General features: G+C 43.0%; 12 protein-coding genes. 3 read left to right on the plus strand and 9 right to left on the minus strand.

Features of this window, described 5'->3' with window-relative positions:
* Positions 1-307 (minus strand): hypothetical protein (locus AC07YT_RS24225; protein WP_494945567.1); only part of this gene is annotated, 307 nt, incomplete at its 3' end.
* A 122-nt stretch (positions 308-429) separates the two neighbouring features.
* Here AC07YT_RS24225 and AC07YT_RS24230 point away from each other — a divergent pair.
* Positions 430-663, plus strand: coding sequence for a hypothetical protein (locus AC07YT_RS24230; protein ID WP_086545532.1), 234 nt, complete (start codon positions 430-432; stop codon positions 661-663).
* A gap of 222 nt (positions 664-885) precedes the next feature.
* On the opposite strand, the gene nhaA is transcribed toward AC07YT_RS24230, so the two are convergent.
* The 4 genes from nhaA to AC07YT_RS24250 all read right to left on the minus strand — a co-directional run bounded on the left by nhaA (position 886) and on the right by AC07YT_RS24250 (position 12701).
* A complete protein-coding gene (gene nhaA, locus AC07YT_RS24235) occupies positions 886-2040 on the minus strand; it encodes a Na+/H+ antiporter NhaA (protein ID WP_086545533.1) in 1155 nt (384 codons plus the stop codon).
* Positions 2041-2962: 922 nt separating this feature from the next.
* Positions 2963-3883 (minus strand): PorP/SprF family type IX secretion system membrane protein, encoded by a 921-nt coding sequence (locus AC07YT_RS24240; RefSeq protein WP_086545535.1) that lies wholly within the window; start codon positions 3881-3883, stop codon positions 2963-2965.
* An 8-nt stretch (positions 3884-3891) separates the two neighbouring features.
* Positions 3892-10206 (minus strand): lamin tail domain-containing protein, encoded by a 6315-nt coding sequence (locus AC07YT_RS24245; RefSeq protein ID WP_086545536.1) that lies wholly within the window; start codon positions 10204-10206, stop codon positions 3892-3894.
* Positions 10207-12080: 1874 nt separating this feature from the next.
* Positions 12081-12701 carry an L-threonylcarbamoyladenylate synthase gene (locus AC07YT_RS24250; RefSeq protein ID WP_086545539.1) on the minus strand — a complete coding sequence of 207 codons (621 nt, stop codon included), beginning with the start codon at positions 12699-12701 and terminating at the stop codon, positions 12081-12083.
* Positions 12702-12784: 83 nt separating this feature from the next.
* On the opposite strand from AC07YT_RS24250, the gene AC07YT_RS24255 reads away from it, so the two are divergent.
* The gene (locus AC07YT_RS24255) at positions 12785-14446 is read left to right on the plus strand and encodes an FMN-binding glutamate synthase family protein (protein ID WP_086545540.1); all 1662 of its coding nucleotides are present in this window, start codon (positions 12785-12787) and stop codon (positions 14444-14446) included.
* A 405-nt stretch (positions 14447-14851) separates the two neighbouring features.
* Entirely contained in the window at positions 14852-15838 is a 987-nt protein-coding gene (locus AC07YT_RS24260) for a BtrH N-terminal domain-containing protein (protein ID WP_086545541.1), read from the plus strand.
* A 549-nt stretch (positions 15839-16387) separates the two neighbouring features.
* Here AC07YT_RS24260 and asnS read toward each other — a convergent pair.
* The 4 genes from asnS to AC07YT_RS24280 all read right to left on the minus strand — a co-directional run bounded on the left by asnS (position 16388) and on the right by AC07YT_RS24280 (position 21506).
* Positions 16388-17836 carry an asparagine--tRNA ligase gene (asnS, locus tag AC07YT_RS24265; protein ID WP_086545542.1) on the minus strand — a complete coding sequence of 483 codons (1449 nt, stop codon included), beginning with the start codon at positions 17834-17836 and terminating at the stop codon, positions 16388-16390.
* A 200-nt stretch (positions 17837-18036) separates the two neighbouring features.
* Entirely contained in the window at positions 18037-19029 is a 993-nt protein-coding gene (locus tag AC07YT_RS24270) for a transglutaminase family protein (RefSeq protein ID WP_086545543.1), read from the minus strand.
* Positions 19030-19111: 82 nt separating this feature from the next.
* On the minus strand, positions 19112-20047 hold the full coding sequence (locus AC07YT_RS24275) for an alpha-E domain-containing protein (protein ID WP_086545544.1): 936 nt from the start codon (positions 20045-20047) through the stop codon (positions 19112-19114).
* A 10-nt stretch (positions 20048-20057) separates the two neighbouring features.
* Positions 20058-21506, minus strand: coding sequence for a circularly permuted type 2 ATP-grasp protein (locus AC07YT_RS24280; RefSeq protein WP_086545545.1), 1449 nt, complete (start codon positions 21504-21506; stop codon positions 20058-20060).
* Positions 21507-21731 lie beyond the last annotated feature (225 nt).

The following is a 21731-nucleotide window of genomic DNA, read 5'->3' on the forward strand; positions in this document are numbered from 1 at the left end:
ATGTGCATGATCCGGTAACCAAATTGGTGGCCAGTTTGGCCCGAAACAGAGGGGTCACTTTCACTGAAATACACACTTTGATGACTCCATCTGGATAGATTTTTAGAAAATTTGGCGTGTCATAATAAATATAACGGTTTTTGTTTTTATAGAAATGACCAGTAAACTCAATAGTAACAGACTTGGTTTTATTCCCTGCAATTTGCATATCATACTGACGGGTAACGGTATATTGTGCGGTTAATGTTTGTGCCATGGCCTGAACACTAAGGTTAAGTAAAATGCTTAACATTAAAAAGATTCTCATAAATATTTATATATGCAAAACGAAAATAATAATTTTTAGTTAGGAATAAATCGCATTGGTAAATAAGCTAGTCCAAAATCGAAAATAATCAAACCAAATTATCCGTAGAAAGACTCATTCAAGTGTCGGAAATACTAGAAGTCACGTTAATAGATATTTTAGATACTGTTGACTTTGAAAACAGTCAAGCGAAAACTAAACCGATACAACAAGAATTATTTAATTTATATCGAAACTTCAAAGATGAAATAAGGAATGTTGAAGCTTTATATGCTAAATTATTAGATAATAAAGAAGCATTGATTTCGCAGTTAGAAGAAAATATTAGGTGTCTGCAAATGATATATGCTAAATAGTTATATGATTAATAAGGCTGTATTATAAATATATAATTGTCTTCCTTGTCCAAAGGATTCCTACGGGAGCTTACCGAAGGGCCTCTTAAATATGCTTTAAGGTGTTTCGGCCAGCTCAAAATTAAGGCATCTAAAGTTAAATCGCATTTATGATACAACTTCATTGTATTTTTTCCTGGCTAGTACTTTTCCTTGCGAATCCCCTTTGCGGTTAATGTACCGTTAATCCCTTTTCACCGATTTCAAAAACACAAAACCTAGCACACCCGATAGGATCGAAGCCGTTAGGATGGCAAACTTCGCTTCGGATACATGCAACGCATCGCTAAAAGAAAGCAGGGCAATAAAGATCGACATGGTAAAACCGATTCCGGCGAGCATACCCAAACCCCATACATGTTTCCAGCCTGCGCCTGTAGGGAGATTGGCCCATTTTAATTTCACGGCTAACCAGCTGAAAAAGGTTACGCCAATGGTTTTGCCTGCAAATAAACCGATGATAATGCCGAGACCGAGGGGTGAAAGCAGTCCGGCGAGCATTTCTTTCTGGAAAGTGATATTGGTATTGGCCAAAGCGAAAATTGGCATAATGATGTAGTTGACCGGGGTGGTTAAAAAATGCTCCAGTTTTTCCAAAGGCGACTCTTCGTATGTTTCGTTGGTGGGGATGGTAAAAGCCAGCAGTACCCCTGCAATGGTGGCATGGATGCCCGAGTGGTGGATGAAATACCAGAGGAAGATGCCCGGGATGAGGTAGAATACCAGTTTCTTGACGCCGAAATAGTTCATCAGTCCTAAAAGCACGAGGATGCCTCCAGCCATGGCGAGGTATTCGAAATGAATCTGTTTCGTATAAAAAATCGCGATCACGAGAATGGCCCCGAGATCGTCGACAATGGCCAGTGCGGCCAGGAAGATTTTTAAACTGGTGGGTACACTTTTACCGAGCATCGCAATAATGGCGAGGGCAAAGGCAATATCGGTAGCCATGGGGATGCCCCAGCCTGATGCGGAGGCTTCGCCTTTATTAAAGAGGGAATAAATTAATGCCGGTACGAGCATGCCGCCCAGGGCCGCGATTACGGGTAAGGCTGCACTTTTTACAGAAGATAATTCGCCCTCTATCAGTTCGCGTTTGATTTCGAGGCCGACCAATAAAAAGAAAATGGCCATCAGGGCATCGTTAATCCAGGCTAAAATGCTGTAGTTTACCGGGCCAAAACCCAGTTTAATGTCGAGGAAATGCATGAAAGCATCTTTGGCAGTGGTGTTGGCGATTATCAGAGAAATGGCTACGCAGATCAATAATAAAAAACCACCTACTTGTCCGGAGCGGAAGAAACGCTGAAATGCTTCCAGATTGATTAATTTAGCCATAGGGGTAAAAATAGTGAAAGGGAAGGGAAAAGGGGTGTTTTTTGTGAGGAAATGTAAGGTGCTAATACGGTCGTCATTCTATTACAACAATAAGTCCGTCATTGCGATGAGGCTTTTTCAGCCGAGGAAGCAATCTTACTACTATGGGTTATCTGCGATTGATACGGCAGTGACTCCATCGTTTTTGCTTCTAACAATTTTCTGTCATCCTGAGGCACGAAGGATCTTTTACCGAAAGATTCTTCACTGCGTTCAGAATGACAATTGTAGGTTTTACCCTAGGCTCGGGCTTGCCTCGGCTACCGATGAAAAATCGGTACAGGTCCACCGCCGCCGAAGGGCTCTTACTTTTTTCAGCTGTGTTTATGTTTTTATAGGTCTTCAAGCTTGCTTTGCAGGTTGGCTTGGCCCAAAAGTAACAAAAACCCAAGGCTTGCATCTTTTCTTGTAAAAACCTACGGAAATCTCAATTGCGGCAGCATCGAGGCTCTTACCCTCGTTTATCCCCACGCACCCGCTTGATTCTGCCTTGGGTTGTGAGGTAACGAGAGGGAGTGTACAGATTTACGTGCTTTTTCCTACGAAAATCTGCCATGCCGGATAGCAAGGTGCATATTGCAGGACGCGACAATTTGTCTTTTAGTCCTTTCCCTTTCAGGGGAAAGGTGCCGAAGGCGGATAGGGGTTAGGGGTTAATGATATAAACAAAAAGCCGCAGATCATAAATCTGCGGCTTTGTTCGGTTGTCATGCTGAGCTTGTGTTCATCGAAGATAATTTTTATTATCTATTGCATTAAGATCCCCGCCTGCGCGGGGATGACGACCCTTTCTTTAAAATTGAAACAAGATCAGCATGACGCATATTGGTGCATTAAGATCCCCTCCAGCGCGGGGAGGACGACCTTTTTTGTAAAACAAAAATTATCGTTTCTTACCAATATTCACACGGATATTCACTTCGAAATCGCCGTCGGTGTAACCACTGATGGCCGAAGTTGCCGTATTGTAATAAGCCATGAAATATAAGGTCGATTTGTAGTTCATGCCGAAACCAACGGTTGCATTTTGCGTGTTGTGGTACATGGCCATGACGTACAGTTTATCGTTGGCAAAATTTGCATTCAAACCGGCATCCCATAAATTTTCGTAATTTTTGATCCCCCTGAAAACACCTTTAGGCTCGAGACTGATGCCGTTGATACCCGATCCCAGCATGAACTTATAACTCACTGCTGAATAAAAGGTGGGTTTATCGGCAAAATTTAAATCGTCTTTTCTGAACACCGAACGCATGTTTGGAATGGCACCTTCTACGGTTAAGCCTTTCGAGGTGTAAGAGATCCCGAAATCGCCGTCTAGGTAATAACCCCGGTCGTTAAAACGGGCGATGGACGGATCGTTAATATCGCTGTTTCTTACACTGCTTAAATCGAGTTTATCCTGACTGGCGCCAAAAGAGATCCCGAAGTTTAGTTTCTGGTCCTCGCTGTTTAAGGGAAGGTGGTAGGCAAAAGTTCCTACGGCTTTGGTGCGCTGTATACCGCCCGATTTCTCGTTGTAGATGTTCACGCCCCAGCCCACTTTATTCACCTGTTGATCTAAAGTTACACTCTGGGTAATGGGTGCGCCGGGGATGTTAGACCATTGTTTACGGAAACTGCCGTTGATGTTAAAACCTTCGGTAATACCTGCCATGGATGGATTAACCAGGTAACGGTTCTGGAAATATTGTGCATTGAGCGGAAGGATCTGTGCCTTCGCGGTATTTAAAAATAATGTGCCGGCCGCAACTAGAAACGTTACGCGACGCATTTGCTTTATGTTTTTGATAATTGCTTTCATGTCTGTAATTAGTCTCTAATGATGTTGATAAAACCTTTGAATGTGCCGATGCCCTTACCGAGATCGATGATGTAGTAGTAGGTACCTTCACTTAAAGGGCTACCGTTTATCGTTCCATCCCAATCGTTGGCATAAGTTTGTTTAGTATATAAAACCCGCCCGGCCTTATCGAATATCTTCAGGGTATTATTTGGATAATAATCGATGTTTTTGACGATAAACTTATCATTATAACCATCGCCATTTGGCGTGACCACGGTACTGGCTTCTAATTTATAATCTTCGGTGACGCTTATCGAAATCGTTTGATCGCTTACACAACCACTGGCATTGGTTACCGTTACTTTATAGGTGCCGCTTTGTTTTGGCCGGACGGTTACCGCTGCCGCATTTTGTCCGCTGGTGATTTCAGGACCTGTCCAGCTGTATTGTGCGCCGCCCGTTGCCGTTAAAATCAGGGCATCGCCTTTAGAGATCGTAAGCCCTTTATTACTGCTGATGGACACTACCGGTAAAGCATTTACGGTTACGGTGGCTGTTCCGGTTTGCAGCTGACTGGCATAAGCATCGGCCACGCTCACCAGTGTATAGGTAAAGGTACCCGGTGTATTGGTCGGGGCGCTCACTGTAACGGTAGTTGAATTGGTGGTTATCGTACGGTTACTACCGCCATTTATCGTGTAAGTAAAGGTATAAGGCGCGGTACCTGCTGAGCCGGTAAAGGTAATGTTGGGAGAGGTGCCGAAGTTACATACTGAGGTTGTACCCGCAATGCTGGCTACCGGTAAAGGGCGTATCAGCACCGTTGCCGAACCCGTTTGTGCCTGGCTACAGTTTACATCGGCCACGCTAACTAAATTGTAAACAAATGTGCCTACCGTAGTCGTTGGTGCGGCCACTGTTGCCGTGTTTCCGGTTGAGCTAATCGTTTGGTTTGTGCCGCCATTAATGTTGTAGGTGAAGGTGTATGGTGCCGTTCCGTTTGCACCGGTAAAGGTAATATTTGGTGCGGCTGCTAAGTTCGGTACGGCAGTTGAACCCGAAATGCTGGCTGTTGCCAGGGTTCTCACCGTGATGGTTGCCGTTCCGCTTTGTGGCTGACCACAGTTTGCATCTTTAACGTTTACTAAGTTATAGGCAAAGGTACCCGCAACGTTAGCTGGGGCCGAAACCGTTACCGAAGCGCTTGTGCCTATAGTGCTTACTGTTTGATTTGTTCCGCCGTTAATGTTATAGGTAAAGGTATAAGGGGCAGTTCCGTTTGCGCCGGTAAAGGTGATGGTTTGGGCAGCGCCATTTAAACACACTGCAGCAGTACCTGTAACGGTTGCTGTAGCGGTTGAGCTAACCGTTAATTTGAAGGTTTTGGTGGTTTTATTTACCCCTCCAAAATCTGTCCCGCCGTTATCCATTACCGTAACGGTAATATTGGCTACACCACTTACATTGTTTTTTAAGTGATAAGTAATGGTGCCTTTGTCAGCGCCGTTTGCGGCTACCGTTAATACATCAAACAGGTTGGCGTTATCAGCACTAACCGAAAGTGTAGTGTTTTGTGCCGTTTCAGGACCAGCCGAAATTCCGGTTAAAGCCAGGCTTTGGTTGGCTGAGCTATAACAAACAGCCTGGTTGGCTACCGCATCGAGGGTAGGCGCACCATTGCCGAATAAATACCTCGTTTTAATCGGATAGTGATCGGTGGTGGTAGAGCTGTAATTGGTCACCAGGTTTTTAACGGCATCTAAAACCTCGGCTGAGGCCGGGATATAGTTGAGGTTAAGGCTTTTGGTGATGATGACGTTATCAATTACGGTATTAAATCCGGCTGTAGATTGTTTTCCTGCTAAACTTAAAGGTAAGGTAACCGGGAAATAATTAGCCACATCCTGGGTGAAATCTGAATAGGAAGTTCCGGTGCCTGGCATTGGTGCAATGGTTTTATCCGCATCCAGTACGTCGTTAAAATCGCCGAGAATAATTACCTTTTTACCGGCAAGGTTAGCGTCTAACCAGTCTTTCATTTGTTTATTGCCGCCTTTTCTGCGGTTGTAGGCATCAATCTGGTCGGCGGTGGTACCAGTGTTTGCTTTGGCATGGATCTCGACAAAATAAACCGTATCCAATTTATTGTTGATTTTCACCTGCGCCTGCATCAGGTAAGGGAAACGGCCCGACGACCAGTTTTTGTAAGGGGTGCCATCGGCACTGGTTGCCGGTATAGCAGGGTTATAAGTATCTCTTAAAATGTCTAAAGTTGAAATGGGTTTAATCAGATCGGTACGGTACATAAAAGCCAGTTTCTGCGCCAGCGGATAATCTGCATCGGCTTTATCATCGGCATAGGATCCGAACTCGCTGAATAAAACATTGTATCCGGCCGGTAAAACGGTGTTTCTAAACAACGTAGTATCTACCACCTCTGCGAAACCATAAATATCTGCATTTAGGTTGTTCACGATGGTTTTAACATTGGCGGCCTGCTGTACATCATTTGATGGATCCTGAGCCGGGCTGCCAAACCATTCGATGTTCCAGTTGACCACTTCTAAGGTATTGGCGATATCGAAAGTATTTCCGCTAAAGGCTACGGTTTTGTTTGCCGAGCCGGCAGTGGCAATGCTTACATTTCCGGTATAACTCGTATTCACCACCGTTGGCGAAAATTTAGCATAAACGGTTGGCGAAGTATTGTTGATATCGGCTTTGGGATAAGTAATGGTACTGCTGTAGGTTCCGGTACTGGTTTTAGATAAGGTAAAGTTAGCCGGAGCGGTTAAGGTTACATCGCCCGTCAAGTTACCTGCAGAGAAACCAAAGGTGCTGGCTGCTGAAGTGGTGTTGGCTGCCTGGAAACCAAAACTGACGCTAGACGGCGAAGTGCTGATATCAACTGCTGGTGGCGTGTTGGAATTGGTTACGGCGAAATCATCAACAGTCCAGCGGCTGGCCGATGAGGTGGTCGAATTATATACAATAGCCACATAAACTGGCGTTGCTTTATAGGCGGATAAATCTATATTATCCGATTTGGTCCATTTATCGGTACCCGTTTCAGGGAATTTACCATCTAAGCTGGTCCAGGTAGCCAGTGCAGGATTGCCTGAACCGGTATAATTTGTTGAGATTTTGAGTTGTAATTTATCTCCTGCGAAAGCAGATCTTGTCCAGAAAGATAAAATGGCATAGTTAAACGAAGAGATATTTAAAGCTGGTGAGATTAACCAATCCTCATTTAAAATATTACCACCTGAATAACCATTAATCTGCAGGGCATTTCCTGCGCTTGCCACACCTGTAGGGTCGGTCGCATCATGTCCGAAAGTAGTGGTACAGCCCCAGGTTTGTGCACCGGTTACGCTGTATTGATAAAAGCCATCGGATAAGGCTCCGCTACCCACCGTGGTACAGTTTTCGAAGTTGAAAGCCGTTTGGTTAGGATCAACCGCCGGACCGCTTAACGAAAGGGAAACCGAAGTTGCACCTGCACTGGCATGTAAAACAGCACCGGTTGAATTGCCCACCGCCGTTGGACTGAATTTTACATACACCGTTTGGTTGGTGGCCAAATCTGCCACACTATAACTTAATGTGGTAGAAAAGGTTACGTTATCTTTCGAGATAGCATAAGGTGCCGCTGTGGTTAAGGTAGTGGCATTGGTTAAGTTACCGGCAGATAAGACATAAGTTTTAGCTGCTGAAGTGGTGTTGATGGCCTGATTGCTGAAGGCTAAAGTTTTTGGCGTGACCACCAAATAAGGACCAGACATTGAAGCGGGTTCGGTTACCGAAGTGTTTTGCGGATTTGGAGCCCTCAATACAAAATCCAACGAATTCTCATCGCTATCATATCCATTACCGGCAAACTCTTCTGTACCGCCAATGCCCATAGTGGTGGCATCAGAGGTTGAACTCGCTTTCCTTTCTATTGATGAAGTATTGGTTGTAGCGGGGGCAGGGGCAGTACCCTCAAAACCATTTGCTGTTCCGAAACCAACTTTATCAATAATATTTGCACTAACCGGGTTAGCGCCGGTTTGAGGGGTAACCGAATTGCTTAACAATACTTTTCCTGCTGTACCCGATAAATTAAGTGTACCAATCTTATCAGGCGTTGGTAAATCCAATGTACCACCTGTACCTGCAGACTGTTGGATGAGGTAAAAACCTTTTGGCGCAATAGAACCTGATAAGGTGGTGGCTGTCCAGCTGCCAGTACCTGTAGCACTTGCATATTGCACGCTCCAGCCTGTTAAATCGACAGCACTAAGTGTTGGGTTGTATAATTCGATAAAGTCGTTTTTATAGGTAGCGCCGGTATTACCACCACCGCCATAAACTTCAGAAATGACCACATGGTTGGCACCAGTTGGTTCTTTTACGGTACTGTTTTGAGGATTTGGGGCAGTAACTACAAAATCGTTAAGGTTGTTATCGGTATCGTAACCGTTTCCATTAAACTCTTCTGCACCACCCAGGGCTAAAGTAGCCGCGGTTGAAGTTGCACTGGCTTTACGTTCGATTGAAGTGGTATTGGAAATTACCGGTGTAGGTGCGGTTTCAAAACCTGTGGCCGTTGGACCAAAGCCTACTTTATCGATAACCACAGCCGTGGCCGGGTTAGCGCCGGTTAAAAGCACATTTGAGCTGCTCAAAATTACTTTTCCGGTGGTACCCGAAAGGGCTAAAATTCCGGTGGCATCAGGTGTAGGTAAATTAACCGTTCCGCCTGCTCCAACAGCTTCCTGAACCAGATAGAAACTTTTAGCCGGTATACTGCCGGTTAAATCTGTTTTGGCCCAGGCTCCGGTTCCGGCAGCATTTAAATACTGTACACTCCAGCCGGTTAAATCAACCGCTGTGTTACCCGGGTTATATAATTCGATAAAGTCGTTTTTGTAAGTTGCCCCCGTGTTTCCGCCACCGCCATATACTTCTGATATGACAATATGCGTTGGCGCTGCAGGTGGTGTTGTACCTACACCTGCGGTAGTGATGTTCTGTGTGGCTGCACCAGTGCTCGAGATACTGATATTACCCGATACTGGTGAAGCTGTTGTTGGGCTAAATCGTACCGAAACCGTTTTGCTTGTGGCCAGCTCAGCCGCCGTATACACTAAGGAAATATTATAGGTAACATTATCTTTCGAAAGATAAAAAGGTGCTGTTGTGGTAATATTCACCACATCGGTTAAGCCTGTTGCGGATAGGGTAAAGCTTTGTGCTGTAGAATTGGTGCCTGTATTTTGCGAGCCAAAATCGAAAGCCGTTTGGTTTAGTGTTAAAATGGTTGATAAGCCGTTTCCACTTACCGCAACATTAACAGGGGTAGCGCCAGTGCTGCTATGGGTAACATTACCGCTGGCATTGCCGGCAGCTGTTGGACTGAAACGCACATATACCAATGGTGATGTGGCAACTTCGCCTGTAGTATAGCTGATGGAACTGCTGAAGGTAGTATTGTCTTTTGAAACAAAGAAAGGTGCTGTCGCATTTACTGAAACACCTGCCGTTAAATTGGCTCCACCCAAGGTGTAACTTTGTGCGGTAGAATTTGAATTGATGTTCTGATCGCCAAAAACCAATGTTGTATTTGACGCTGATATCACTGGTGTAGCGCTAACACTGCCTTTTGGCGTGATACTAAAATCGTCGATCGTGTAAATACCATCGCTTCCTAAATCGTCAGTATCTGTCCAGCGGATATAAAGCGTGGCTCCATTTGCCCAGCTAATTGCAGTGATGCTTGCTGAAATAGCGGTTTGATTTGCTGCTAAGTTGCCGTCAATGCCAGCTGCGGCGGTAGTTGTGGTTAACTTTTCGTTAAGGTCCATGCCGCTAAGCGGTAGCCAGGTGGCTGCTGCATCGGCAATACTGGTGGCATTAAAACTGTATTCGAAATTTAGTTTTTCGTTAACGGTGGCGGTTGAACCGGTTCTCCACTGTTCCATCACACCCGATAAATCGATTGAAGTTACGGTTGCACCAGTATTATTCTGGAATCCGGCACCAAATCTTGGTACCAGGGCACCAGAGGCCAGGCTTCCTAAAGAACGGTCGGCCGCTCCAGCTGTTCCTGCGTTGTAGGCAGCGCCAGCATTCGATGAAGTGCTGTAAACGGCTAAGGTTAAGGCCGAACCAACGGCAGCAGCGCTTGTGCCACTGGCTTTAACGGCGCTCCACCCGGCAACTAATGAAGTCCCGGTTGCGGTCATGCCGTCAAAATTCTCTGATTTAGCCGTATTGATTGCCGTTAATGAAACCTGGGCAAATAAATAATTAGAGAAAACCAGAAAAAATAAAATGAGAAGTAAAGGTCTTTTCATATAATAAGTTTTGTTTACAACAAATGTATATGCAAATGCCTAATTATCAGATTAACTTAATGTTAATTCGGTGAAATGTGGAAAAATAAATATAATATAAGGTAATTTTTCGTTTATGCAGACGTTACTGTGCTTTTTTGGGAAAGTTTTTTGCAGAAAAAGGAGTTGATGTGATGAATTTTAGCAACGAGTTCGTCATTGCGAGAAGGCTTTTTCAGCCGACGAAGCAATCTTGTAAATGGCGTTAATGCTTGGTCTAGGTTTAGCCCTAATCTAGGGCTTGCCCCAGGCTCGGGCTTGCCCCAGGCTCGGGCTTGCCTCGGTTACCGATGTAAAATCGGTACAGGTCCACCGCCGCCGAAGGGGCTCTTTCTTTATCCTTGATGATAAAGAAACAAACAATCAAGGCTTGCATCCTTTCTTGAACTAAGCTATCGAAATTCTTATTGCGGCAATATGGAGGCCCCGATGAAGAATCGGGACTGTATATTGCCTTGGGCTGTGGGGTGTTGAGGGGTTTATGCAAGAATTTCAATGCTTATTTCTGCAAAAATCTGCCAGGCCGGATAGCAAGGTGCATATTGCAGGGTGCAGTAATTTGTCTTTTAGTCCTTTCCCTTTCAGGGGAAAGGTGCCGAAGGCGGATAGGGGGATAAGACGCTCGCTATAATACGGTCGTCATTCCCGCGCAGGCGGGAACCTTAAAGCTATGGGTGGGAGCTCCCCTCCTTATTTTCAAGGAGGGGCTGGGGGTGGTTATAAGCTACAGCACGGTCGTCATTCCCGCGCAGGTGAGAACCACAAAGTGCTCAGCGAAGCTAATCTTATGCATTTGCTATTCTTTGCCCCAGGCTCGGGCTTGCCTCGGCTACCGATGAAAAATCGGTACAGGTCCACCGCCGCCGAAGGGGCTCTTTCTTTATCCTTGATGATAAAGAAACAAACAATCAAGGCCGGGATCTGATGTAGGATAAATTCGTCAAAGCTTTATTGGTCGCCAGCACAAGTTCCGACGAAGGGTCGGAAAGGGCGTGCTGCCTCGGGGCAGTAGTATGTTGAAAGGAGGTGCAAAAGCTTTAACGTTTTCTCCTTCCATCATATCCGAGGCCGGATGGCAGGGTGCAGATAGCGTGGAGCATAAACCCGCATGAGTAGAATTTAGGGGCAGTTATAATACCATCGTCATTCCCGCGCAGGCGGCAACCTTAAAGCTATGGGTGGGAGCTCCCCTCCTTATTTTCAAGGAGGGGCTGGGGGTGGTTATAAGCTACAACAACACGGTCGTCATTCCCGCGCAGGTGAGAACCACGAAGTGCTCAGAGAAGCTAATCTTATGCATTTGCTATTCTTTGCCCCAGGCTCGGGCTTGCCTCGGCTCACCGCCGCCGAAGGGGCTCTTACTTTTGGCTTGGCCCAAAAGTAACAAAAGCCCAAGGCTTGCATCCTTTCTTGAACTAAGCTATCAAAATTCTTATTGCGGCAATATGGAGGCCCCGATGAAAAATCGGGACTGTATATTGCCTTGGGCTATGGGGTGTTGAAAGTTTTATGCAGGAATTTCAATGCTTATTTCTGCGAAAATCTGCCAGGCCGGATAGCAGGGTGCAGATAGCGTGGCGTATAGACCAGGCATCAATAGAATTTAGGGGGCAGGGGGTAGTGATAATATGGTCGTCATTCCCTCGTTTGATAAAACACCCTTTGTTACTAAGCCTGATTGAAACGGAAAGCCCGCATCTCGATTTTTATCGGGGAGGACTTGAAGTGTAAAGGAGGGCTGGAGGCCGCCACAGGGAACTGAAACCGTCACTTCCAAAAAAAAATCAATCTAACAATCCTCGTAAAATAGGCGGTCTGGCTTATACGACAAGAGCTTACAAATACTCCTCAATATTCCCCTTACCCTCACGGATTACTTCGAACTCGCCCGTGGTGCAATCAATCACGGTAGAGGCTTCGTTATCGCCGTAACCACCGTCGATTACCAGGTCGACCAGGTCTTCGTATTTTTCATGAATCAACTCGGGATCGGTTGAATATTCAATTACATCATCATCATCCTTTATGGAAGTAGATAGGATAGGATTGCCCAGTTCTTTTACAATACAGCGTGCAATATTGTTGTCGGGCACACGGATACCGACCGTTTTTTTGTTGGAACTGAGTAACTTGGGTACATTATTATTGGCGTTAAAGATAAAGGTAAATGGCCCGGGTAAAGCTTTTTTTAACACCCTGAAGGTGGTATTGTCAATTGGCTTGATATAATCGGAAATGTGCTTTAAATCGTGACAGATGAAAGAAAAGTTGGCCTTTTCGGGTTTGATGCCACGTAAACGGCAGATTTTTTCGATCGCTTTCGGATTGGTGATATCGCAGCCCAAACCGTAAATGGTATCGGTTGGATAGATAATTAAACCACCTTTCTTCAACACTTCAACAACTTGTTCAATGGCTCTTTCGTTCGGGTTCTCTGGATATATCTTAATAAGCATAGCGTAAAAATAACAAATTAATGGTGTCAGTTGTTTAATAATCCTAATCTTTGTACTAACAAAACATACGCTAATCTATTATTATGAGAAAAGCTTTCGTCGCGATTGCCGCATTTTTAATCGCCCTAACCATTATGCTGGGCTTGTATCATCCCTTTTTATGGTGGACATTCATTTTTACTGGTCCTTTTGTTATTCTGGGTATTTACGATTTATACCAGCCCAAGCATAGTATTGTCAGGAACTATCCGGTTTTTGGCCGTTTGAGGTATTTTATGGAAGAACTGCGGCCGAAAGTGTATCAATATTTTGTAGAGAGCGATACCAACGGTACACCTTACAGCAGGTTAAACCGCTCGCTCATTTATCAGCGTGCTAAAAAAGATAACGATACCATTCCATTCGGTACGCAGTTAAATGTTTACGATAATGGTTACGAATGGTTAAGTCATAGCATTGCTGCGATTTCTCACCACGAATTAAATTTAGATCCACGTGTTATTGTTGGCGGACCAGATTGTAAAAAACCTTACTCTGCCAGTATTTATAATATTTCGGCCATGAGCTTTGGCTCATTAAGTCAGAATGCTATTCTGGCTTTAAATGGTGGTGCTAAAATGGGCAACTTTGCACATAACACGGGAGAAGGTGGAATCAGCGATTATCACCGTCAGCCAGGTGGCGATTTAATCTGGCAGATTGGTACCGGTTATTTCGGTTGCCGTAATGCCGATGGCACCTTTAATTACGATGCTTATGCTGAGCGGGCCAAAACCGATCAGGTGAAAATGATCGAGATTAAACTCTCTCAAGGGGCTAAACCAGGTCATGGTGGTATGTTACCCGCTAAAAAGGTTACACCAGAAGTGGCCAGGATCCGTTTAGTGCCCGAAGGTAAAGATGTATTGTCGCCGCCTGCACACTCGGCTTTTAATACCCCTATTGGTTTATTGGAGTTTGTGAAGAAACTCCGCGATTTATCGGATGGTAAACCCGTAGGCTTTAAACTTTGTATCGGTCGTAAAAGTGAATTTTATGCCATTTGTAAAGCCATGGTCGAAACTGGTATTTATCCTGATTTTATTACCGTTGATGGTGGCGAAGGTGGAACAGGTGCGGCACCTCAGGAGTTTTCGAATTCGGTAGGGATGCCGCTGCGCGAAGGTGTAGCTTTTGTATATGATGTTTTAAATGGTTTCGACCTGAAAAAACACATTAAAATTATTGCTTCGGGTAAAGTGGCAACGGGCTTCGATCTGGTAAAAAATATAGCCCTTGGTGCCGATATGTGTAATGCTGCCCGCGGAATGATGTTCGCTTTAGGCTGTATCCAGGCTTTGGAGTGTAATAGCAATACTTGTCCGACTGGAGTGGCTACACAGGATCAGAGTTTAATGAAAGGCCTTGTGGTAGAAGATAAAACCGTTCGGGTAAAAAACTTCCATAACCTAACCGTAGCCAGCGCGGTAGAATTATTAGGTGCTGCGGGTTTAAGGGAAACGCATCAGTTAAGCAGGGCATACATCAACAGGCGCGTAAGTCCGAGTGTAATGCAGAGTTATTTAGAGAGTTTTCCATACATCCCGGCAGGTAGTTTGTTAAAAACCCCTTATCCAACGCGTTACGAATTGGGCATGGCACTCAGTACTTCGGCTAGTTTTGCACCTACAGATTATAAGGTTTCGGCGGTAGATTATGCACATGCTAATCCGTACGGGGATAGTATGCATGATGATGGGCGATAAGGATGAATCCGAAGTGTAAAAGGGGCTAAGCGTAGGCAGAACTTCGGAAGTCTAGCGTATGGCAACCCATTGGTTTTTTGGAAAGGTAGGGCAGTAATGCTTGGGTTTGTTCAGTCCTGCTTTTTGCTTCTGCCGATGAAAAATCGGCATCCGCGTCAATCAGGTTTAGGTGGCCAGAGCAGAAGAAATATTAAGGGTTTAATCACCAAACGTTCCTAACGGAACGAAAACACCAATTGGCAATTGGCGTTTCTACCCATGAGGCGTCCCCATGGGACGATGTAATTAATTTAAATCTAAATAACGATGTTCCTAAACCGTGATTTATGATTTTAAATCATTTCCACTCTCGTCTGGGAACGTTCGGAATAAAAAAAATATAATGTTTTAGATTAATCAGTTAAAATGAAAATTGAGCATTTAAAGCCTTTTAACGGACAACATTGCGAAACCACGGCAACGGGAACCTTATTGCTGCAACTGGGGATTGAACTTTCCGAACCCATGCTTTTTGGACTTGGTGAAGGGCTTGGGTTTATCTATTGGAATATGAAAATAATGGATTTTCCATTTATAGGAGGGAGAATAAAAACCGATCTGCTGACACAAAATATTGCTGAAAATTTAAATCTCGAATTAACTGTTGAGGAAACTTCTTCAAAACAAAAAGCCTGGGATAACGTAAAGCAGCTTCTCGATAATGGGCAGGTTGTAGGACTGAAATTGGATTGCTACCATTTAGAATATTTTTCGAACCCATTTCATTTTGCAGGCCACTATGCTGCAATTTATGGCTATGACCATGAAAATGCTTTTTTAGTAGATACAATACAGCAAGGCGGGGAGGTAAAAACTTCTTTAGAAAGTTTAACCTTGGCGAGGGCTGAAAAAGGACCTATGGCTTCGAAAAACCTGTTTTATACGCTCAAACAGACTAGCAAAAGGAGTAATCCAGATCTAAAAAAGATCATACCGATAGCGATTAAAAATAATGCCATCGAATACCTGAACCCACCCATTACGAATATTGCCTATAAAGGGATTTTGAAAACAAGTGCTGAAATTGTGAAATGGTTTAAAAAGAGTAAAAACATTGAGCATGAATTTAAACTATCTGCCATGATTATGGAAAAAGCAGGAACAGGTGGCGCATTATTCAGGAATTTGTATCGTGATTTCTTAAAAGAAAGTTATGAATTGCTGGAGCTTGATAAGCTAAAAACCGGATGGGAGGCATTTACAGAAATTGCAACACTTTGGACGACTGTGTCACAGCTGTTCGAAAAGGTAAGTGAAACAAAAGAGTTTAAATACATTGAACAAGCATCCAATATCCTGAAAACTATCTCGGAAAAAGAAAAAAAGACAATGGAGGTGTTGGCCACCATATAGTTATGCAGCTAACAACAGATTAAATATGCCAAAAAACAAATCTCAAACTTTAATGCAGAAATTTTTAAGCAAAAAAGAAGTTAAGTTTCATTTAAAAGCTTGACTTCTTTGGTTTTGAGTTATTTTTTGGAAAGGTAGGGCAGTAGTGCTTAGGTTTGTTCAGTCCTGCTTTTTGCTTCTGCCGTTCAAAAATCGACATCCGCGTCAATCAGGTTTAGGTGGACAGAGCTGAAGAAATATTAAAGGGTTTAATCACCAAACGTTCCTAACGAAACGAAAACACCAATTGGCAATTGGTGTTTCTATCCATGAGGCGTCCCCATGGGACGATGTAAAAAAAATCGATTGATGCGTACTCATTGGATCGTCATCCAGAGTTTAGCTCAGGATCTTTATAGCAAGATAGATACTGACCTGTAGCAAAGCGGAAAGCTACGCAGTAAAACAAGTTCAGTATGACGTAAAAAAAGAAGTCAAGTTTTCAAAACTTGACTTCTTTGATAAAAGATTTGTTTTCCCTAAACCCTAAACCCTAAACCCTAAACCTTCCTAAAACTCTGCGTTTTTCGGGAATCTTGGGAAAGCGATTACATCACGAATGTTGGTCATTCCGGTTACGAACAATACTAAACGTTCAAAACCTAAACCAAAACCCGAGTGTGGGGCCGATCCAAAACGGCGGGTATCTAAATACCACCAAAGTTCGTCTTGCGGAATATTTAAATCTTCCATGCGTTTAGTTAAGCGGTCTAAACGTTCTTCACGTTGCGATCCGCCAATCATTTCGCCAATACCCGGGAATAAGATATCCATCGCAGCAACCGTTTGTCTGCCTTCAGCATCCGGCTCATTCTGGCGCATGTAGAACGATTTAATATCAGCAGGATAATCCGTTAAGATTACAGGTTTTTTAAAGTGTTTTTCTACCAGGTAACGTTCGTGCTCACTTTGTAAATCGGCACCCCATTCGTCAATTAGGTATTTAAACTGTTTCTTCTGGTTGGGTTTAGAAGATTTTAAAATCCTGATCGCCTCTGTATAGGTTAAGCGCTCAAATTCGTTGGCTAAACAGAAATCCAATTTCTCTAACAAGCTAAATTCGCTGCGTTCGTTCTGTGGTTTTTGTTTATCTTCTTCCGCTAAACGGGTATTTAAGAATTCTAATTCATCTTTGCAGTGGTCTAAAGCATATTTAATCACATACTTCATCATGTCTTCTGCCAGCTGCATGTTATCTTCTAAATCTGCAAAGGCCACTTCTGGTTCAATCATCCAGAATTCGGCCAGGTGGCGTGTGGTATTCGAGTTTTCTGCCCTAAAGGTAGGACCGAAAGTATAAATTTGTCCGAAAGCCATTGCTGCTAACTCACCTTCCAACTGTCCCGATACGGTTAAGTTGGTTGCGCGGGCGAAGAAATCCTGTGAGAAATCTACTTTACCATCTTCACTGCGTGGGGTATTGTCGAAATCTAAAGTGGTTACTTTAAACATCTCACCGGCACCTTCTGCATCACTTGCGGTAATTACAGGCGTGTGCATGTACACAAAACCACGTTCGTTATAGAATTGGTGAATGGCAAAAGCCAAAGCATGACGCACTTTAAAAACGGCATTAAAGGTATTGGTACGGAAACGCAAATGCGCGATCTCGCGTAAAAACTCCAAACTGTGTTTTTTGGGTTGCAACGGAAACTTTTCCGGATCACTGTCACCTAAAATTTCTACACTTGTGGCTTTAATTTCAACAGATTGACCTTTACCAAGCGATTCGATTAATTTACCAGTTGCAGAAATGGCCGCACCAGTTGTTATTCTTTTTAACAGCTCATCAGGTAAATTATTAAAATCGATCACAACCTGGATATTGCTCATGCAAGACCCGTCATTTAATGCAATAAACTGATTATTACGGAAAGTTCTTACCCATCCCATAACCGTTACTTCTGTGTCAAATGCTGTCGACTTTAATAAATCTTTAATTTGCTGTCTCTTAATCATATTGTTATTTGTAAAAGGCGCAAATTTAGAAAAAAAAACTTTATCAGTTGACAGTTTTCGGCTTTCAGTTGACAGTTTTTTAGCAAAATCATATCAGTAACCAATATTACAAGGGAGAAATGCCAACTGATAATTGATAACTGCCTACTGCCTACTGCCAACTACCAACTACCAACTGCAAATTGAAGGCTGGAAATTGCCTACTGCTGTTGTTGCTGTTGTTGCTGAATGGCTTCCATATATTGTTGATAGCTGTTTTTCGATCTGGCGGTGCTTATCGTTCCTGAAGGTTTGGGGTAGTTTACTTCTTTTGGCTGGAAGTAGGTTTCGTTATCGTTAAAATCTTCATCGTTATAACCTACAGATACGTTAACTTCCATGATATGCTCGAAACCACCTTTGTAAACACCTTTTACCGGCGAACAATCGGTAAAGTTACGGCCTACGGCCAGTCGCACATGGTTTTCGTTGGCAATACAGTTATTGGTCGGATCTAAACCCAGCCAGCCGTACTCGGGTAAATAGGCTTCGGCCCAGGCGTGCGTTGCACCTTCGCCGCGCATACCATCTCGGTTGGGGCAAATGTAACCGCTTACATATCTCGCCGGGATGCCGGTTAAGCGTAACATGGCCGTTAATATATGCGCGAAATCCTGGCAAACTCCTGCTTTAAGGTTTAAAATTTCATCAATAGTGGTATCAACCGCCGTTACGCCTTTAATGTATTCGAAATTATTGAACACATGGGCACAATATTTTATCGCGGTTTGATAGGGGGTGTCTTCGGTATTCCTGATCGTCAAAGCCGTTTCCTTTAACTGGGTAATGCCCTCAAAACTTTCCTGCCTTAAATAATCGATATAGGGCACTTCAAATTTTAAGGCGTTTAAACTGTTCCATTGCTCACTACTAAACATATCATCCTGCGGTAAGGGTTTTGCAAAGGTTTCTACACTTACCTTGGAGAAGATTTTCAATTGTGTATGGGGCTCAGTTTGAGTAAAAGTACCAATCTCATTGCCGTAATAATCGATAAAAATTTCAATTTCAGGACTTCCGGAGATATTCAGGTCGTGTTTAACCACTTTCTGGAAATCATCTTTAATCGGAAATAAAATAATCTGATTCGCACTATCGCGAACCGGCAATTCATATTTGTAGTTGGTGATATGTTTGATTTTGAAAATGGGCATAAGGCTTTTTATATGTTACTGCAGATTTAAAAATTAATTAAAGGATCGTCTCTGTCTTTATCGGTGGTTAAAAAAATACTTTTTATGAATTTGCGAAATAATATTCATTTAACAGGTTTCCAATCCCGAAAAGTTCGGCCCTGATCTCTGTAAGGTAAAGATGTAATTGCTCTTCGTTCATGGTGTTAACCGAACTATAGGTAATCATGCTTTTTAAACGCCCTATTTTAAAAGAGAGGTTGTTGTAATGTTCGATATTACTTTCGCTTTTTAACCGGTTAAAATACCGTTCAATATTATTCATGGCATACAGTGCCGACCTTGGAAAATCATTGTTCAGCATGGCTAGCTCGATGATGTTTTTGGCGTCGAAACCCTGCCGGTAGGTTTTTAAATAGAGCTCATAACCGCCTAAGGATAATAGTAAATGTTTCCAGTAGGATATATCGGTCAGCAAATCTGGATTGCTGCTGATCGAGCTGAATTTAATATCGAGAATATCAACCGATTGTATACTTCTCTCGAGGTGTTTGCCAATATTCATGAAACTTCTGCTTTCTCCGCGTTCCATTACACTGTCGGCGGTTCCGTTATATAACATCACCTGTTTAATCAAAACGTCTAAAGCAGTAACCGGATCATCTTTTTGTACATACCACAGTAATTTTTCGTCCTTAACGGTGTGGTAATATTCGTTTAAACATTGCCATAAATCTTTAGGGATGTGTTCCTGAACGCTCCGTGCATTTTCTCGCGCCAGCGTAACGATGTTTAAAATCGAATTTGGATTTTCACGGTTTAACAAGAGGTATTCGATCACTGCCCGGCTATCGTGCTGGATATTCAGTAATTCATTTTCATCATCTGAAGAAAAAATCCTGATTACAGGCTTCCAGGTGAATTCCTGTATGGTATCTTGTGAGGAAGCGTAATTTATTTTTAACATGCGCAGCATACCGTCGCTGCGCTCAACATATCTGCTTAGCCAATATAAGCTTGATGCAACTCTACTTAACATATTCTGTATTCTAAGAAGTTAAAACCCATGTATCTTTACTGCCACCACCCTGCGAGCTGTTTACGACCAGCGAACCTTCTTTTAAGGCTACCCTGGTTAAACCACCTGGCACAATTGAAATGCCGTCTGGTCCGTTTAAGGCGAATGGGCGAAGATCGATTCTGCGTGGCGCCAGTTTTCCATTAATAAAACACGGGGCAGAAGACAAGCTGATGGTGGGTTGGGCGATAAAGTTGCGTGGATCTTTCAGGATCTCAATTTTGTATGCTTCAGTTTCCTGTTCGCCGGCAGCGTGTCCCATTAACATCCCGTATCCACCACTTCCGTTGGTTTTTTTAATCACCATGGTATTAATGTTTGCAAAAACATAATCGAGCTCATCTTTATTGCTGAGCTGGTAGGTGGGTACATTTTTTAATATAGGTTCTTCATTCAGGTAGTACCTGATCATATCCGGTACATAGGTGTAAACCGCCTTGTCGTCGGCTACGCCATTGCCTACTGCATTAATAATGGCTACATTTCCTTTGCGATAGGCACCCATCAGGCCTGCTACGCCGAGTACGCTGTTTGGGTTAAAAACCAGCGGATCCAGATAGTCGTCGTCTACACGGCGATAAATCACATCCACCTGTTGCAGGCCTGTAGTGGTTTTCATAAATACCTTATGGTCTTTAACCACCAAATCTCGTCCTTCTACCAATTCTACGCCCATTAGACGGGCCAGGGTAGTATGTTCGTAATAGGCAGAGTTATACATGCCCGGGCTTAACAGTACAATGGTTGGATTCGAAACGGCCCTCGGAGAGAGGCTCATTAAATTTTTATATAATATGGCCGGGTATTCGGTTACACTTCTTACACCACATTGGGGAATAAGGTCGGGGAATAGTCTTTTGGTAATTTCCCTGTTTTCGAGCATATAGCTTACGCCTGATGGTGTCCGAAGATTATCTTCCAGTACATAAAATGTTCCGTCGTGATCTCTGATCAGGTCTATGCCGGCGATATGGATATAGATATCGTGTAATACATTTACATTGTGCATCTCTCTTAAAAAATGCGGACAAGAATAAATTACATTTATAGGAACAATCTGGTCTTTTAAAATAAATTGATTGCTGTAAATGTCTTTCAAGAAAAGATTCAGCGCTTTTAGCCGTTGTTTTATCCCTTTTTCTATAAAAGACCACTCTGTTGAAGTGATAATTCTCGGGATAATATCAAAAGGAAAGATTTTTTCGATGCCCTCGCCGCTATCATACACGGTAAAGGTAATACCTTGACTCATAAATAGCGTTTTGGCGAGTTCTTCCTTTTTGTTTAGGTTTTCGAGCGACTCTTTAGAGAAATTGCTGATGAAATTTGCATAGTGATTTCTGTAATTGTCACCATTTAGGAACATTTCATCGTAAGTTTTGGGATGATTAAAGTAATTTTTTATAAAATCTTTTATCATTTTGCTTAAATATTTCCTTAAATTATGATTTTGTAAGTAAAAAACTAATGTTTTTATATAAAAATTTAATTTTAATATGATTTTTATCTATTTGTGATTGTTTTTTTAATCTGAATTTTAGTGTTTTATGTGTTTTTTGTTAAAAATTTTAATTTTTTTAATAAAAATACTTGCTAATACGGATAAAGTTTGTACTTTTGTAATGCTCGTTAATTATTATTATAT

The organism is Pedobacter sp. GW460-11-11-14-TSB4, from assembly GCF_059423705.1.